This is a genomic window from Viridibacillus arenosi, from assembly GCF_001955655.1.
Classification (GTDB): domain Bacteria; phylum Bacillota; class Bacilli; order Bacillales_A; family Planococcaceae; genus Viridibacillus; species Viridibacillus arenosi.
Map to the genome: position 1 here is coordinate 577,498 of NZ_MSPW01000001.1, position 15,925 is coordinate 593,422.

Sequence of the window (15,925 nt, forward strand, 5' to 3'; positions counted from 1 at the left end):
TGTTATTCGCTCCTTTGTCCTACAAGAACCGGTTCTTCTTGTTCTAATTTCACAGATACTAGTTTCGATACACCTGATTCTTGCATCGTAATACCGTACAATACATCCGCACCTTCCATCGTACCTTTGCGATGCGTGATAACGATGAATTGTGTTTCTTGGCTAAACTTTTTCAAATACTGACTATAGCGAGTAACATTCGATTCATCAAGTGCAGCTTCTACTTCATCTAGTATACAGAACGGTACAGGACGCGTTTTTAAAATAGAAAACAGTAGTGCAATTGCCGTTAAAGCACGTTCTCCACCCGATAGTAAGCTTAAACTTTGCAACTTTTTCCCTGGTGGTTGAGCGACAATTTCAATTCCTGTTTCGAGTATATCGTCAGGCTTAACTAGCTGTAAATCTGCATGACCGCCACCAAATAATTCACGGAAAACAACTTGGAAGTGTTCACGGATTTTCAAGAATGTTTCGTTAAAGCGTGTTGACATTTCTTCATCCATTTCACGAATCGCTTCATGCAATGTTTCTTTCGCTTCCATGAGATCTGATCTTTGATCTGTTAAAAAAGTATGTCGTTCTGAAACGGTTTCGAATTCTTCTATTGCATTTAAGTTTACGGGACCTAGTTCTATAATAGATTGCTTTAATAATTTTACTTTTCTTCTTGATATCTCAACATCTATATCTTCATTTACTTCCCGTCTGGCTTCGTCTAAAGAAAGCTCATAATCTTCAGCAAGTTGGTCTAATAAAGCTTGCTTAGAAAACTCCAGTTGAGAAAGTTTTACATCATAATTACGCAAGCCATCTAATAAGCCTTTATGCACTCGTTGTAATTCCTTCAGTTCCACTTCACAGCTATCCAAAGTAACTTGTAGCTGAGTTCTTTCTTCCTTACTTGTAGCAATGGTCGATATTAAATCAGTTTTTTTCAACTGCCAAGTAGTAATATTTGCTGTTATTTCTTCATCAGACGGTCCATTTTGACTTTCGTCATTCGTCAACCATTTGATTTCTTGACTAATATTATTGACTTCCAACTTCGCCTTGTCATATTGAACGGTTACTTCCTCAGAAGCTTGTTTTAGTTGCGTTACTTGTTCTTGTAGTACGGCAAGCTCTGAGCGCTTTTCTGCATACTGTTCTTTCAATGCATCTTGAGCTGTTTCACTTTGTACTTTAAGAATATTTAATTGTTCTATTGTCGTATTTATCTCAGCAAGCTCTTCCGTTAATTCTTTCAAACGCTTTTTAGCAGAAATTTGACTTTCTTGTAAATTTGAAGAGCGATCGGTAGCATCTTCTTTTTCAGTAGCTACTAAAGTAACACGTAATGCAAGTCGTTTTGTCGTTGCTTCTAATTCACGGTAATGTCCACTCAGTTCAAATTCTTCATCACGTAACACTTCACCTTGCTTACGTAAGTCCTCTAGAAGAACCGTTTTAACAGATACAAAGTTTTTTTGCTCTGCAACAACTTTTTCAGCTTGTTCTATTTTTGTTTGCATTTGCACAAGCTGACCAGTTAAGTCTTCCAGTTCTGCTTTACGAGTAAATAACGATGTTTGTTGTTTTGTAGAACCACCTGTAAGTGAACCGCCGGCATTTACTATGTCACCATCTAACGTTACTACGCGATAACGATAATTGCATGATTTGGCTATTTGTGTTGCACTCTGTAAATCTTTTGCAACTAATACATTACCCAATAAATTTTCTGCAATCGTTTTGAATGTTGGGTCAAATGTTGCTAGCTCATCTGCAGTATTAATAAACGACGGATGAGTTGCAGCCGCTCCAAGTGCATCACGTGATATTTTTCGAGATTTCATAACATTTTTCGGTAAAAACGTTGCACGACCTGCTCGTTTTTCTTTTAGCCATGCAATAGCTTTTTGAGCATCCTGTTGAGTTTCAGTCACAATATGTTGAGAAGCTGCGCCTAATGCTGTTTCAAGTGCTTTTGTATATTCTCCACTAACTTGAATTAACTCTGCAACAGCGCCGTGAATACCAGAGAGTTTTTTATTTTCTCTAGCCACTAAAATTTCTTTTACACCATGGAAAAAGCCTGAGAAGTCCGCTTCAAGTTCCGCTAAAGTTTCTTTCCGAGACTTTAACTGTTGTAAATGTTGATAGCCTTTAAAAAGCATATCTTGTTTGCTTTCAAATTGTTTTGTCGCACTCGCTAGCTCCAATTGACAAGCTGAATAAGCAGCCAATTTTTCTTCTAGCTGTTGCTTCACATCGTTTAATTTACTTTCAACAACCTGCTGTTCTTTCGTCAACTGAGTTAATTCCTCTGCCATTTCTGACGATTGGTTAGTGATTTTGAACGAAGCTTGTTCTTGTTGTTCTAGCTGTTGTGTTATATTTTTGTATTCATTTTTAACTGTTGCTTCTTCATTGAGGCGATCAATATATGTGTTTTTCCAGTTTTCGATATCTTTTTCAATGTCCGTTGATGAACGATTTAAGTTATCTTCTAGCTGTTTCACACTTTTTTTCAATGATTGAAACGTTTTTTGTCTTATTGTTAATTGTTCTTGTTTGTCTACTTGTTGTACGTGCCACTCTCGCTCAGCGATTTGAGCTTTTTCAAGTGATTGCTGTAATTTTTCTAGTTGCGCACTGGCATTATGACGTTTTTCAGCCATTAATACTTTACGACCTTCCCATCGCTCTACTTCTGAACTTGCTTCCACAAGCTGATGTTGCGATAGGTCTAGTAAATTATCTAGTTTAGTAATTTGTTTTCGAATAGAAGCCACTTGTGACTCTTTATTCTCCATATTGTGTATATGTTCTTGCTCAGTCACCGTAAATTGCTTTTTATCACGCATAATTGTTTCAAGTGTTTGTTGCAACACACGTAAATCATGAACGATAACCGCTATATCAATGTCCTTTAATTCTTTGGACATCTTTAAATAATCCGCAGCAGCTGACGCTTGTATTTTCAAAGGCTCGATACGATTGTCTAATTCGTGCAATATATCAAGGACTCGATGCAAATTATCCTCTGTTTCAAATAATTTATGCTCGGCTTTTTTCTTACGTTGCTTATATTTCAATACACCGGCAGCCTCTTCGAAAATAGAGCGTCTATCATCCGGACGACTGTTTAAAATTTCATCTACTCGACCTTGTGAAATAATCGAGAAAGCTTCTTTTCCTAGACCAGAGTCTAAGAACAAATCCGTTATATCTTTTAATCTACATTGTTGTTTATTTAATAGATATTCGCTATCGCCCGAGCGGTATACTCGACGAGTGACACTTACTTCGTTATACGGGATTGGTAATCGTTCATCCTCGTTGTCTAATATCAATGATACTTCTGCAAAGTTAAGCGGTTTGCGCGAGTCACTTCCAGCAAAAATGACATCTTCCATTTTTGCACCACGAAGAGACTTTGCGGATTGTTCTCCGAGTACCCATCGAATTGCATCCGTTACGTTACTTTTTCCACTGCCATTTGGTCCAACGACAGCAGTAACTCCCGGTACAAAGTCAATTCCAATACGATCGGCGAAAGATTTAAAACCAATCACTTCAAGCCGTTTAAGAAACAAAATTATACCTCCTGATTGTCAGCTGACTGTTTTTGCAATTCAATCATTGCACTTTGAGCAGCTCTTTGTTCAGCTTCTTTCTTCGATTTTCCGTGACCAACACCTAATTCGCGCTCATTCAATAAAACATGTGACACGAATGTACGATTATGTGCTGGTCCGTTTTCATTAATAATCTCATATTGAAGCGCACCAGAATTGGCTTGTTGCACCATTTCTTGTAGCTGACTTTTAAAATCCATCACATGCGAAAAAGCACCGATTTCTACTTTTGGATAAACGACACGTTCTAAAAATCCAACGACTGTTTCTAATCCTTGGTCTAAATATAGTGCACCAACAAATGCTTCAAAACAATCTGCAAGAAGAGCTGGGCGTTCTCGACCACCTGTTAATTCTTCACCTTTTCCTAGTAAAACGTATTTCCCAAAGTTTAATTCATTTGCAAAAATGACTAATGACGGTTCGCATACTATTGCTGCACGCAATTTTGTAAGCTCACCTTCACTCATTTTAGGGAATTTAAGGAAAAGAAATTTAGAGACAGATAGTTCTAACACTGCATCTCCTAAAAATTCTAGGCGTTCGTTATCTTCAAATAGTTTACGACGATGCTCATTCACATATGATGAATGCGTAAATGCATTGTAAAGTAAACTTGCATTATCAAAATGCAATCCTAAATTATTTAATAATTCCTCAAATTGGAGGCGTGCTTTCTCGGAAATTGCACCATTTTTTTGTGAGAGTCCCTTTTTTTTCATCATCGTCATCAACCTTCTTATCTTCCTTTTGATACTCCTGTTTAGTTTACCTTTTTCTCTTACAATGTGCAAAAACAAAAAGAGACACTTCCTTCAAAATTATGAAAGAAGTGCCCCTAGCAATGTATAATTAGCCAATTTTGCTTTCGATGAATGATACCGCGTTTCCAACAGTTGCAATTTTCTCTGCATCCTCGTCGTCAATTTGCATATCGAATTCTTCTTCAAGTTCCATTACTAGTTCTACTACATCTAGTGAATCCGCACCTAAATCATCACGGAAAGAAGCTTCTAATTTCACTTCGCTCTCGTCGACACCTAAACGGTCAACAACAACTTTAGTTACACGTTCTATAACAGTTGCCAAATCTGTCACCTCCCCTCAATGATTATACATAAAAAGCCCGTTTGTTCATAGGCATAAATTACATGACCATTCCACCATCTACATGGATTGTTTGTCCTGTAATATAACTTGCATCATCTGACGCTAAAAATAGTACGACTTTTGCAACGTCTTTTGGATCTCCTAGCTTCGCTAATGGAATTTGTCCAAGCATTTGATCTTTTACTTCAGCAGGCAGTTCATCTGTCATTTCTGTCGCAATAAAACCAGGTGCTACAGCATTAACATAAATATTACGCGCTGCTAATTCTTTTGCAGTTGTTTTCGTTAAACCAATAACACCTGCTTTTGCCGCAACATAGTTTGCTTGACCTGCATTACCAGAAACACCAACAATCGATGCAACATTAATAATACGACCAGCACGTTGTTTCATCATTTGGCGTGAGACAGCCTTCGTACATAGGAATACACCTTTTAGGTTAGTATTCATTACGTCATCCCAGTCCTGTTCTTTCATACGCATTAATAGATTATCACGTGTTATCCCAGCATTATTTACAAGAATATCAAGACTACCAAATGTATCTGTTGCAGCCTTCATTAAAGCTGTTACTTCGTCAGCATCAGCTACATTTGCTTGGACTGCGATTGCTTCGCCGCCATTCCCAGTAATTTCTGCTACTACTTCTTCAGCTTTAGATTGGCTACCGCTATAATTGACAACAACCCGCGCACCTTGTTCTGCTAATTCTAATGCAATGGCACGGCCGATACCTCTTGAAGCACCAGTTACAACAGCTGTTTTACCCTCTAGCTTCTTCATGAGACCACTCCTTCGACGCTTCTACAACTTGTTCAAACGTTGCTTCATCATATACACAATACGTTTTCACTTGACGATCTACTTTTTTTACAAGTCCGCTTAATACTTTTCCAGGACCACATTCGATAAATACGTCCACACCCAGGTCGATCATTTTTCGAACAGAATCTTCCCATAATACAGGTGAGTACAATTGTTCTACTAATAGTTGCTGGATTTCATTTTGTTCTGTTACTGGTTTAGCCGTAACATTTGAGATTACTGGAATTTTAGCATCTTGCATTGCTTTTTGCTTTAAATTCTCTTGTAACTTGCCAGCAGCTGGACGCATTAATTCAGAATGGAATGGCCCGCTCACTACTAAAGGAAGTGCACGTTTTGCTCCTGCTTCCTTCGCCTTAACACTCGCCTTGTCTACTCCAGTCTTTGTACCAGAAATCACAATTTGACCTGGGCAATTTAAGTTAGCAAGCTGTACAACTTCTCCTGATGCTGAAACTTCGTCCGTCACAGCTTTCAACGCATCTCGGTCCAAGCCTAAAATAGCAGCCATAGCGCCTTCACCTGCAGGTACTGCTTCGTTCATAAACATTCCTCGACTATGTACGGCTTGTACGCCATCTTGAAATGACATTACCCCTGAAGCCACTAACGCTGTATATTCACCTAAGCTATGTCCCGCAGTGTAATCTGGTGTAATACCTACTTTTGTCAGTTTATCAGCAATCATTGCACTTGTCGTTAACAATGCAGGTTGCGCGTTGTAAGTCAATGTCAAATCTTCAGCTGGACCTTCAAGCATTAACTTTGATAATGAATAACCTAATAATTCATCTGCCTTATTATAGTAGGCTTTGCACTCTTGGTGCTCAGCCACAAATTCGGCTCCCATACCAACTGATTGTGAGCCCTGTCCTGGAAAGATAAAAGCGATTTTCGTCATGATTAGTTCTCCTTTGAAATTGTAGAATCAATCGTTGCACATACGTTGTGTTTAACCATAATATTTGCTTGGCGAATAGCACTAGCAAAAGCATTTGCATTTGATGAGCCATGCGCTTTTACTACCGGTGCTTTTAAACCGAATAAAGCGGCTCCACCATACTCTGTGTAGTCCATTTTAGTTTTAATTTCTTTTAAATTACTCTTCATCATTAACGCTGCAACTTTTGTTTTCCCTGAAGCCATAAATGCTCCTTTTAACATAGAAAAGATGCTATCAGCTGTACCTTCGATTGTTTTTAACACCATATTACCTGTAAACCCATCAGTCACGACAACATCTGCAGCACTATTTAATAATTCACGTGCTTCAACATTACCGATAAAGTTAATTGGTGCTTCTTGCAATAAACCAAAAGCAGCTTTAGTAAGCTCATTTCCTTTTTTATCTTCTGTCCCGATATTCAATAATCCGACTGTTGGATTTTGAATATCTCGTACTTGTTGTGCATAAATGCTAGCCATAATTGCAAATTGAGCCAAGTTTTCTGGTTTTGCATCGGCATTTGATCCAAGATCTAACATATCAAAACCTTTACCATCTAAAGTTGGTAAGGTAGTTGATAATGCAGGACGATCAATACCTTTAATACGACCTACTACAAATAATCCAGCGGCCATTAATGCACCTGTATTCCCTGCTGATACGCAAGCGTCTGCTTCACCATTCTTAACTGCCTCTGCCATTTTCACCATTGATGCATCTTTCTTACGACGTACTGCACGAACTGGTTCGTCGTCACCTTCAATTACTTCTTCACAATTAATCACAGTTAAGCGCTCATGATCTTTTAAATAAGGCTGCATTGCCTGTTTTTGACCAAATAATTGGATTTCGATGTCTGCAGAAGCTTCTAACGCTTTATATACGCCTTCGATAATGGCTTGTGGTGCATTGTCTCCACCCATGCCGTCTATTGCTATTTTCATTTATTTTTCACCTTTTCCTTTCGTACGGTACATTTCGAATTTACCAGCGAAAACAACTTCATTTTCAACAGTAGAGGTTAACTCGATAAATGTTCGACTTTTGCTGTCATCCTTGCCTGTGACAAGTGCTTTTGAAATTACTCTGTCACCTGCTCGTACTGGTTTAACAAAGTGGATTTCTGAATGCACAGTTAGGGCTAAGTCATCATCAATCACTGCTACAGCGAGTGAATTTGCTTGAGCAAATAGATGATGTCCCCTCGCAATGCCATTACGCTGGAAGACATGCTCTTCTTTCACGTCAAAAATGGAAAGGGCTCTTTCGTCTAATTCAATATCTATAATGTCACCAATCACTTCATCAATTGGTAAAGATTTTACATCATTTTCAAAATTATGAGCAGCCACACCTTTAATTCGTTCACGTAATTCTGGTATCGATAACTCCATTCGATCTAATCGAATCGTTTGTACGCTCACATTAAATTGACTGGCTAGCTGTTCATCGGTGACGAATGGATTATCGATTATTGTTTGCTGCAATAATTTTTGTCGTTCTTTTTTAGAGTACTTCATTTTTTTCGCCACCTTTCAAAAATTAGCACTTGGTACTAATATCAGTATATAAATTAAAAAAAGAGAATGCAAGAGTTGTTTTAAACTCTTTTTCGCATTCTCTCCCTTTTCAACAAAAATAATTCATATCAATCGATACGATCACCATTTAATACACCAGACTCCGCTAGCATATTACGTAGCTGCTCACAGTCATCTGCTTGCCAAAATTCTTCAGTTGATAGGAGCTTCTCTGCATCTTGTCTCGCCACTTCTAATGCTCTGTAATCATGGACGAGATCAGCCATTTTAAATTCAGGCAAACCACTTTGTTTTTTACCAAAGAAATCACCTGGACCACGTAATTCTAAATCTTTTTCCGCTAAACGAAAACCGTCATTGGTTTCCGTCATTGAAATCATTCGCTCTTTGCCATCTTCTGATTTTGGATCTGCCAATAATACGCAATAGGATTGATGTTCGCCACGACCCACACGACCTCGCAATTGATGGAGCTGAGCCAAACCAAAACGCTCTGCATCATAGACGATCATAAATGTTGCATTTGGTACATTCACTCCAACTTCTACAACCGTTGTTGAAACAAGCACATGCAACTGCCCTTCACTAAACTCACGCATCACCGCATCTTTTTCTTCTGCAGGTAATCGACCATGCATGAGCCCGACTTTATATTTCTCACCGAATAATGTAGTCAGTTGTGTGTAAACATCTACTGCATTCTGCACATCTAGTTTATCTGATTCTTCTATTAAGGGACAAATAACATATGCTTGTCGGCCCATTGCCAGTTCCTTTGTCATTTGGGATAACACTTGATTAAATTGTTCCTTTTTAGCCCAATTTGTCTGAATTTCTTTTCGTCCAGCAGGTAATTCGTCAATAATTGACACATCCATTTCTCCGAAAGCGGTAATCGACAAAGTTCGAGGGATTGGTGTCGCTGTCATGAATAGTACATCTGGATTTTCCCCTTTATCACGTAAAATACGACGTTGTTCTACACCAAATCGATGTTGTTCATCTGTAATCACTAGACCAAGTTTATAAAATTCCACATCCGGCTGAATTAATGCATGTGTTCCAATTAAAATATCTATCTCACCGTTTTTTAATTGTTCCAGAAGTATACGACGAGCCTTTGTTTTGGTTGAACCCGATAGAAGAGCCACTTCTACTCCTAGTGGCCTTAACCATTCATCAAGTGACTCTCCGTGCTGCTCAGCTAAAATCTCAGTTGGAGCCATTAGAGCACCTTGAAAACCCGCTGTCACAGCAGCGTATAATGCAATGGCCGCTACAACAGTTTTCCCAGAACCAACATCCCCTTGTAACAGGCGATTCATACGATGAGGCTCTAGTAAATCTCGACATATTTCATTGACAACACGTTTTTGCGCATTCGTTAATTCATATGGCAAAGTTAGAAAAAACTTTTTTAGTTTCTCTAAATCATAGTGAATAGATAAACCCTGCTCTTGTTCTTTACGAATTTTACGTAAGGCTTGTATTCGTAATTGAAATCGCAACAACTCTTCGTAAACAAAACGCCTTCTTGCTTGCTTGGCATGATTCGCATCTATCGGAAAATGAACACCTTCTAGCGCATCTGCGACAGGTAACAATTTATAGGCCGTTCTTAAATGACTAGGCAAAGATTCTACAATTGCTGATTTCGATTCATCTAGTACTTGACGCATATAATTACGGAATTTTTTTTGATGCATACCGCTTTTCAAGCTATAAACTGGCTCAAAGTCAGCATGATCTACTTTCGGGCCAAATGTAATTTGGGTGCCATTAATAACTTGACGACCGCGATCCCACTTCCCCGTTACAGTCGCTATAGAACTAGGTATCATTTTATTCTTTAAGTATAATTGGTTGAAGAAAACGACTTTTATTAAATGGCGTCCTACAAGCATTTGCACTTGTAGACGCGATTTATTTTTCCCTAAAAACAGGGCAACTGGTTCACTTTCAATACGCCCTTCAACCGTAACACGTTCATTATGTGGCGTTTCTGCTAAATCCTTTAATCTAAAATCTTCATGTCGATAAGGAAAGGTCCAAAGTAAGTCATTGAAAGTTTCAATGCCCATGCTATGAAGTGCTTCTCCCATCCCTTTTCCGACACCTTTTAAATTCGTGACAGGCTGGAGCAAAAGATCATTCACTTTGCAGCACTGCCCCTCCGAAGATTTTAGCCTCCAATGCTCTACCTGTCGGTGTAGCTGCTAGGCCACCTTGTCCAGTTTCTCTTAGTGCAGAAGGCATTGTACGTCCAATACGATACATAGCATCAATGACTTCATCTGTGGGAATTCTACTCGTCACACCTGCTAAAGCCATATCAGCAGCAACAATTGCATTCGCTGCTCCCATAGCGTTACGTTTTACACATGGCACTTCTACTAATCCAGCTACAGGATCACAAACGAGTCCAAGCATGTTTTTCAATGAAATCGAAAAAGCGTGCGCACTTTGTTGAGGGGTACCTCCTGCCATTTCAACAATTGCAGCAGCAGCCATTGCTGCAGCAGAACCTACTTCAGCTTGACATCCACCTGCTGCACCTGAGATGGATGCATTATTTGCTACAACAAAACCGAATGCCCCTGAAGTGAATAAATAACGAATCATTTGTTCCTTCGTTGGATTTAATTTATTTTTCACCGCAAAAAGTGTACCCGGTACAACACCCGCCGAACCTGCTGTTGGCGTTGCACAGATGGTACCCATCGCTGCATTCACTTCGTTCGTTGCAACAGCTTTACTTACTGCGTCTAATAAAAGGTCTCCTGCTAAAGATTTTCCTGTCGCAATGTAATTCTGAAGTAAGACTGCATCTCCTCCAGTTAAGCCAGTTACAGAATGCACACCTTTTAAACCGCGTTCAACAGCTTCTTCCATAACAGTTAAATTGCGAGTCATTTGAGTCATAATTTCTTCACGTGTACGTTCAGTAATTAACATCTCTTGCTCTATCATAATTTCTGAAATTTGTTTATTTTCACTTTCAGCTAATGCCACTAATTCTCTAACATTATGAAATAATACTTCCATTTTTCTACCTCCTAGTTTTTAATGCGTGTTACTTTAGTAATATTCGGTAGAGTTGACATTTCATCTAAAATGGATTTGTCGATATTTTGGTCAACTTCAATAACCATTAATGCCATATTGCCACGTTCTTTTCGTGAAACTTCCATATGACCAATATTAATATTATAACCTGCTAAACAGTTTGCAACCGCCGCTATACAGCCTGCTCGGTCATCATGCACAACTAGAATTGCCGGCATCCCCCCAGATAACCGAAGCGGGAAACCATTTAATTCTATAATTTCAATACTTCCTCCGCCTATCGAAATACCTACCATCGACATTTCTGTTTCATCGTCTCCAATTACTAGACGCGCTGTATTTGGATGTTCTGTATGCGCTGTTTCTGGAATAAATTCAAATGTTAAGTTAGCTTTTTCTGCATCGGCAAAAGCCGTTTTTATGCGTTCATCAAACGTATCGTAGTCTAGGAGACCTCCGATAATTGCAACATCTGTCCCATGCCCTTTATAAGTTTCTGCAAAAGAGCCATATAGATGTATTTTCGCCCATTTTGGTTGGCCCCCAAACAAGTCACGTGCGACGCGACCAATTCGTGCTGCACCGGCTGTATGTGATGAGGATGGCCCAATCATAACCGGGCCGATAATATCGAATACCGATGTGTATTTCATAAAAAAACTGCCCCCTTGCTTAATCGTTGTTAGTCGTAACACCATTCTACATGATAATTTAAGACTATACCAAGTATTTGATACAGCGCAAAAAAGTAGCACACTCTAATAGCGCGCTACTTTTGAATAACTGTTTAATTTAAATACCACAATTTCCGAAAAAACTTTACGGTACTCTTTATTCAACAGAAAGAATAAATGGATACAATGGTTGTTTACCGTTATGAACTTCCACTTCAACATCTGGATAGTTTTCTTCGATAAAGCTTGTAAATGTATTAACTTCTGATTCATCTGCATCTTGTCCATAAAGAACTGTTACGATTTCCGAATCCTCATCAATCATTGATTGAATTAAAGTTTCTGAAGCTGCTGCTAGTGAAGTTGTTGCTTCCACAATTTTACCTTCAGAAATAGCCATAAAGTCGCCTTTATGAATTTCAACGCCATCAATAGAAGTATCACGAACAGCAAATGTCACTTGTCCAGTTTTCACATGAGCAAATGCCGATGTCATATTTGCTTTATTCTCTTCAACTGAAGCATCAGGATTAAATGCAAGAACTGCTGCCATTCCTTGAGGCACTGATTTTGTTGGTACGACCGCAGCTTCAATGTCTAATACTTCAGCTGCTTGCTCTGCTGCCATTACGATGTTTTTATTATTCGGTAAAATTAGTACGCGTTCTGCCCCTACTGATTTAATAGCGTTAACGATATCCTCAGTTGAAGGATTCATTGTTTGTCCACCCTCGATAACATAAGAAGCGCCAACACTTTCAAGAAGCTCAGCAACACCCGATCCCATTGCCACTGTAACAATTGCATATGGATGTTTTTTCTGTACTTTTTTAGCTGACTCATTAGTATGACCTTCGCCAACGATGTCTGTATGTTGCTGACGCATATTGTCGACTTTCACTTTAATCAAGCTACCAAATTGGTGTCCGTAAGCAATTACTTCACCTGGTTGTTCAGAGTGAATGTGAATTTTCACCACTTCATCATCTGAAATGACAAGTAAAGAATCTCCATAATGACTTAAATCTTCACGGAATTTTGCTTCATCAAAAGGTTTACCACCTAATTTCTCGTCTTCGAAACGAACCATAAACTCAGTACAGTAACCGTACACAATTTCTGATGTATCCATGAAGTCTTGTACTTTATGATGTTCAGCATTTACTAAATCATCCATTGAAGATGCTACAGTTTTTTCTGGAAGTGCTTCACCTTTAAGTGATGCTACAAAACCTTCATAAACAAACACTAAACCTTGTCCACCACTATCTACTACTCCAACTTCTTTCAGTACAGGTAGTAATTCAGGTGTGTTAGCTAGTGATGCTTTCGCTGCTTTGACTAACTCTTCCATCACAACGATAATATCTTGTTCTGTTTTAGCTACTTCCACAGCATGAGCTGCAGCTTCTCTTGCAACCGTTAAAATAGTACCTTCTACAGGTTTCATAACTGCTTTATATGCAGTATCCACGCCGTATTGGAATGCTTGCGCGAATTGGATGGCATCGACTGTAGCTTCTTTTTCGATTGCTTTACCAAAGCCTCGGAATAGTTGCGATAGGATAACACCTGAGTTACCACGCGCTCCCATTAATAATCCTTTTGATAAGGCTTGGGCTGTTTTACCGATATGTTCCACAGCATTTGCTTCAGTTTCCTTTGCACCTGATGTCATCGATAAATTCATATTTGTACCTGTATCGCCATCTGGCACAGGGAATACGTTTAAAGAATCCACATAATCTGCATTTTGGAATAGGTGATGTGATCCCATTTGCACCATTTCGGCAAATTTAATCCCGTCTAATGACTTCATTTGAATGAGTTCCTCCTCTTACACGTTCGCTACGCGAACACCTTGCACATAGATATTGACTGATTTCACTGCCATTCCGAGTGTTTTATCTAGTGTATATTTTACTTTTGATTGGACTTGGTATGCTACTTCAGAGATTTTAGTGCCGTAGCTAACAATTACATACATATCAATATGTAAATCTTCGCCCTGTTGGCGTACAAGAACACCTTTTGCAAAATTCTCTTTGCGTAAAATGTCTGTTAGTCCATCACGAATTTGGTGTTTACTTGCCATACCTACAATGCCGTAACATTCAAGAGCGGCTCCACCGGCCATTTGTGCGACAACATCATTAGAGATATCAATGTTTCCGAATTCGTTTTTTAATTCAACTGACATAAAAATGCCTCCTGACTCCATTTTGACTAACTCTTATTGTACTATACAAAATTCGATTATAAAAGAAAACCTATACATTCGTCTAGTATAGACTGTAAAGGTTTTTTTCTTGAAAGTCTATCGAAATCAGTTGCATTGCATAAAAGTGTATGTTAAATTATTAAAGTATGTGAAATACCGAACTGAAATTATAATCTTTCAGCTTCTTTTTGTGAGGAGGGAATATAAAAATGCCAAAAAAATGCGTAATTACTGGACGTAGAACTCGTTCCGGCAACGCTCGTTCCCACGCAATGAACGCTAACAAGCGTACATGGGGTGCAAACCTACAAAAGGTCCGTATTCTAGTTGACGGTAAACCGAAACGTGTATGGGTTTCTGCACGAGCTTTGAAATCAGGAAAAGTTGAGCGCGTATAATGCACTCATAATAAATGCCAGGTTGACTTATCGTCACCCTGGCATTTTTTCTTTTTTCTTTCTCTGTTTAGATTTAGCTGTAGCAGTTGTTGATGCTGATGCTGATGTTTCTTTTTGAAATGCTTGTAAACAAACCCTCGCAAATCCACTGACGAATTTTGGCAATTGGAACGTGTATACCTTCAACTCTCCACTCCTCGCTAGTCATCTATACTTCTTATCATTAAGCATATGCCTGCTGTGAATGAAATAGACGCGATTCCGTCAGATATTTCATTACTTGTAAAACGAGAGGTTCCTACTTCAATTACTTCATTGGTGGTTTCATATAAAACACCGCGCAACGTCATATTCTCTACAGGGCCTTTGAATGCAAAAAAGGACATATATTTATAATGATCATCCTGTACCATTGTATGTTCACCAGGGAGTAAAAATTGTAGTTCATTTGAACGATTTACTATTTTTATATGTAATTGTGGATACGCTAATTGTAAGCGATATACTGTATGCAAATTTGCCTCGTAATGATCTAAACGACCACCTGTTACTCCAGTAATATATACTGTAGTTGGCTCTAATGATAGCGCTTTAATAATTGCGAGTTCAGTATCTGTCTCATTCTTTTCAGGTGAGTAACGTTCAATATGAGGTACTCGCTCGGAAATTTCTTGCCATTCTTCATTTGTTATCGAATCAAAGTCACCGACAGCCATATCTGGAACAATTCCTCTATTTAATAAATACATCGTCCCATGGTCTGTTCCAATGAAAAAAGCATCAGAAAACGAAAGCAAGAAATCGTTGGACACGATCTCTTGCTCAGGGCCTCCAGCACAAATCACAATAGTTTTCATTGGATTGCTTTTTCTCCAGCTAATTGAATTTCTTGTAACGCTTTTGAACGATCTTCTTTGCCGTAAATCGCTGATCCTGCTACGAATATTGTTGCACCAGCTTTTGCGCAAGGAATGATTGTTTCTGCATTAATCCCGCCATCAATTTCAATTTCCACATTCAAGCCTTTTTCTTTAATAATTGTTGAAAGTTGTTCAACTTTAGGCACTACCGAATGGATGAATTTTTGTCCACCAAAGCCCGGATTTACTGTCATGAATAGCACCATATCAATATCTTCTAAAACATGTTGAATTGTTTCGATTGGTGTATGAGGATTTAATACGACACCTGGTTTCACACCATGTGAACGAATTAATTGGATTGTACGATGTAAATGACGGCATGCTTCTACATGTACTGTAATATAATCTGCACCGGCTTTTGCAAAGTCTTCGATATATTGATCTGGATTTTCAATCATTAAATGTACATCAAGTGGTAGATCTGTTACCGGACGTAGAGCCTCCACTACGATTGGGCCCATTGTAATATTTGGTACAAAATGTCCGTCCATTACATCGATATGAATTAATTTTGCTCCTGCTGCTTCAACTTGTTTTACTTCATCAGCTAATTTTGAAAAATTAGCAGCTAAAATAGATGGTGCGATTTTAATCATC

16 protein-coding genes are annotated in these 15,925 nt (G+C 38.6%); 1 reads left to right on the plus strand and 15 read right to left on the minus strand.

The genetic code is table 11. The features are described 5' to 3' along the window. Positions 1 to 2: 2 nt before the first annotated feature. From smc to BK137_RS02895, 12 genes are all read right to left on the minus strand, one after another. Positions 3 to 3,581 (minus strand): chromosome segregation protein SMC, encoded by a 3,579-nt coding sequence (gene smc, locus BK137_RS02840; RefSeq protein WP_038183999.1) that lies wholly within the window; start codon positions 3,579 to 3,581, stop codon positions 3 to 5. 2 nt (positions 3,582 to 3,583) lie between these two features. Then, on the minus strand, positions 3,584 to 4,345 hold the full coding sequence (gene rnc / locus BK137_RS02845) for a ribonuclease III (RefSeq protein ID WP_412104688.1): 762 nt from the start codon (positions 4,343 to 4,345) through the stop codon (positions 3,584 to 3,586). Between the two features lie 130 nt (positions 4,346 to 4,475). Further along, on the minus strand, positions 4,476 to 4,712 hold the full coding sequence (locus BK137_RS02850) for an acyl carrier protein (RefSeq protein WP_038183995.1): 237 nt from the start codon (positions 4,710 to 4,712) through the stop codon (positions 4,476 to 4,478). A gap of 58 nt (positions 4,713 to 4,770) precedes the next feature. Continuing rightward, positions 4,771 to 5,517: a 3-oxoacyl-[acyl-carrier-protein] reductase gene (fabG, locus tag BK137_RS02855; protein ID WP_038183993.1), complete on the minus strand. Its 747-nt coding sequence runs from the start codon at positions 5,515 to 5,517 to the stop codon at positions 4,771 to 4,773. After that, positions 5,498 to 6,460: an ACP S-malonyltransferase gene (gene fabD, locus BK137_RS02860; protein WP_038183991.1), complete on the minus strand. Its 963-nt coding sequence runs from the start codon at positions 6,458 to 6,460 to the stop codon at positions 5,498 to 5,500. Before fabD ends, fabG begins: the two co-directional genes overlap by 20 nt. Before the next feature lie 2 nt (positions 6,461 to 6,462). Next, positions 6,463 to 7,449 carry a phosphate acyltransferase PlsX gene (plsX, locus tag BK137_RS02865; RefSeq protein ID WP_038183989.1) on the minus strand — a complete coding sequence of 329 codons (987 nt, stop codon included), beginning with the start codon at positions 7,447 to 7,449 and terminating at the stop codon, positions 6,463 to 6,465. Beyond that, on the minus strand, positions 7,450 to 8,025 hold the full coding sequence (gene fapR, locus BK137_RS02870) for a transcription factor FapR (protein ID WP_038183987.1): 576 nt from the start codon (positions 8,023 to 8,025) through the stop codon (positions 7,450 to 7,452). Between the two features lie 128 nt (positions 8,026 to 8,153). Next, positions 8,154 to 10,202 carry an ATP-dependent DNA helicase RecG gene (gene recG / locus BK137_RS02875; RefSeq protein WP_038183985.1) on the minus strand — a complete coding sequence of 683 codons (2,049 nt, stop codon included), beginning with the start codon at positions 10,200 to 10,202 and terminating at the stop codon, positions 8,154 to 8,156. Then, the gene (gene sdaAA, locus BK137_RS02880; RefSeq protein WP_038183983.1) at positions 10,195 to 11,091 is read right to left on the minus strand and encodes an L-serine ammonia-lyase, iron-sulfur-dependent, subunit alpha; all 897 of its coding nucleotides are present in this window, start codon (positions 11,089 to 11,091) and stop codon (positions 10,195 to 10,197) included. Before sdaAA ends, recG begins: the two co-directional genes overlap by 8 nt. 11 nt (positions 11,092 to 11,102) lie before the next feature. Further along, a complete protein-coding gene (gene sdaAB / locus BK137_RS02885) occupies positions 11,103 to 11,765 on the minus strand; it encodes an L-serine ammonia-lyase, iron-sulfur-dependent subunit beta (protein ID WP_038183982.1) in 663 nt (220 codons plus the stop codon). A 178-nt stretch (positions 11,766 to 11,943) separates the two neighbouring features. Beyond that, positions 11,944 to 13,605, minus strand: coding sequence for a DAK2 domain-containing protein (locus BK137_RS02890; protein WP_038183981.1), 1,662 nt, complete (start codon positions 13,603 to 13,605; stop codon positions 11,944 to 11,946). 18 nt (positions 13,606 to 13,623) lie between these two features. Continuing rightward, a complete protein-coding gene (locus BK137_RS02895; protein ID WP_038183979.1) occupies positions 13,624 to 13,986 on the minus strand; it encodes an Asp23/Gls24 family envelope stress response protein in 363 nt (120 codons plus the stop codon). A gap of 230 nt (positions 13,987 to 14,216) precedes the next feature. On the opposite strand from BK137_RS02895, the gene rpmB reads away from it, so the two are divergent. Then, the gene (rpmB, locus tag BK137_RS02900) at positions 14,217 to 14,405 is read left to right on the plus strand and encodes a 50S ribosomal protein L28 (protein ID WP_038183978.1); all 189 of its coding nucleotides are present in this window, start codon (positions 14,217 to 14,219) and stop codon (positions 14,403 to 14,405) included. Between the two features lie 33 nt (positions 14,406 to 14,438). Here the strand turns inward: rpmB and spoVM are convergent, their stop codons facing one another. The 3 genes from spoVM to rpe are packed head-to-tail and all read right to left on the minus strand — an operon-like array spanning position 14,439 to position 15,924. Next, positions 14,439 to 14,591 carry a stage V sporulation protein SpoVM gene (gene spoVM, locus BK137_RS21695; RefSeq protein ID WP_081730071.1) on the minus strand — a complete coding sequence of 51 codons (153 nt, stop codon included), beginning with the start codon at positions 14,589 to 14,591 and terminating at the stop codon, positions 14,439 to 14,441. Positions 14,592 to 14,605: 14 nt separating this feature from the next. Further along, positions 14,606 to 15,262 carry a thiamine diphosphokinase gene (locus BK137_RS02910; protein ID WP_038183976.1) on the minus strand — a complete coding sequence of 219 codons (657 nt, stop codon included), beginning with the start codon at positions 15,260 to 15,262 and terminating at the stop codon, positions 14,606 to 14,608. Continuing rightward, positions 15,259 to 15,924, minus strand: a complete 666-nt coding sequence (rpe, locus tag BK137_RS02915) for a ribulose-phosphate 3-epimerase (protein ID WP_038183974.1) — start codon at positions 15,922 to 15,924, stop codon at positions 15,259 to 15,261. Before rpe ends, BK137_RS02910 begins: the two co-directional genes overlap by 4 nt. Position 15,925 lies beyond the last annotated feature (1 nt).

Bases quoted from the DNA above. Each gene is read 5' to 3' on its own strand.
- rnc (WP_412104688.1), bottom strand. From the start codon at position 4,345: ATGAAAAAAAAGGGACTCTCACAAAAAAATGGTGCAATTTCCGAGAAA.
- fabG (WP_038183993.1), bottom strand. From the start codon at position 5,517: ATGAAGAAGCTAGAGGGTAAAACAGCTGTTGTAACTGGTGCTTCAAGA.
- fabD (WP_038183991.1), bottom strand. From the start codon at position 6,460: ATGACGAAAATCGCTTTTATCTTTCCAGGACAGGGCTCACAATCAGTT.
- plsX (WP_038183989.1), bottom strand. From the start codon at position 7,449: ATGAAAATAGCAATAGACGGCATGGGTGGAGACAATGCACCACAAGCC.
- fapR (WP_038183987.1), bottom strand. From the start codon at position 8,025: ATGAAGTACTCTAAAAAAGAACGACAAAAATTATTGCAGCAAACAATA.
- sdaAA (WP_038183983.1), bottom strand. From the start codon at position 11,091: ATGGAAGTATTATTTCATAATGTTAGAGAATTAGTGGCATTAGCTGAA.
- sdaAB (WP_038183982.1), bottom strand. From the start codon at position 11,765: ATGAAATACACATCGGTATTCGATATTATCGGCCCGGTTATGATTGGG.
- BK137_RS02890 (WP_038183981.1), bottom strand. From the start codon at position 13,605: ATGAAGTCATTAGACGGGATTAAATTTGCCGAAATGGTGCAAATGGGA.
- BK137_RS02895 (WP_038183979.1), bottom strand. From the start codon at position 13,986: ATGTCAGTTGAATTAAAAAACGAATTCGGAAACATTGATATCTCTAAT.
- rpmB (WP_038183978.1), top strand. From the start codon at position 14,217: ATGCCAAAAAAATGCGTAATTACTGGACGTAGAACTCGTTCCGGCAAC.
- BK137_RS02910 (WP_038183976.1), bottom strand. From the start codon at position 15,262: ATGAAAACTATTGTGATTTGTGCTGGAGGCCCTGAGCAAGAGATCGTG.
- rpe (WP_038183974.1), bottom strand. From the start codon at position 15,924: ATGATTAAAATCGCACCATCTATTTTAGCTGCTAATTTTTCAAAATTA.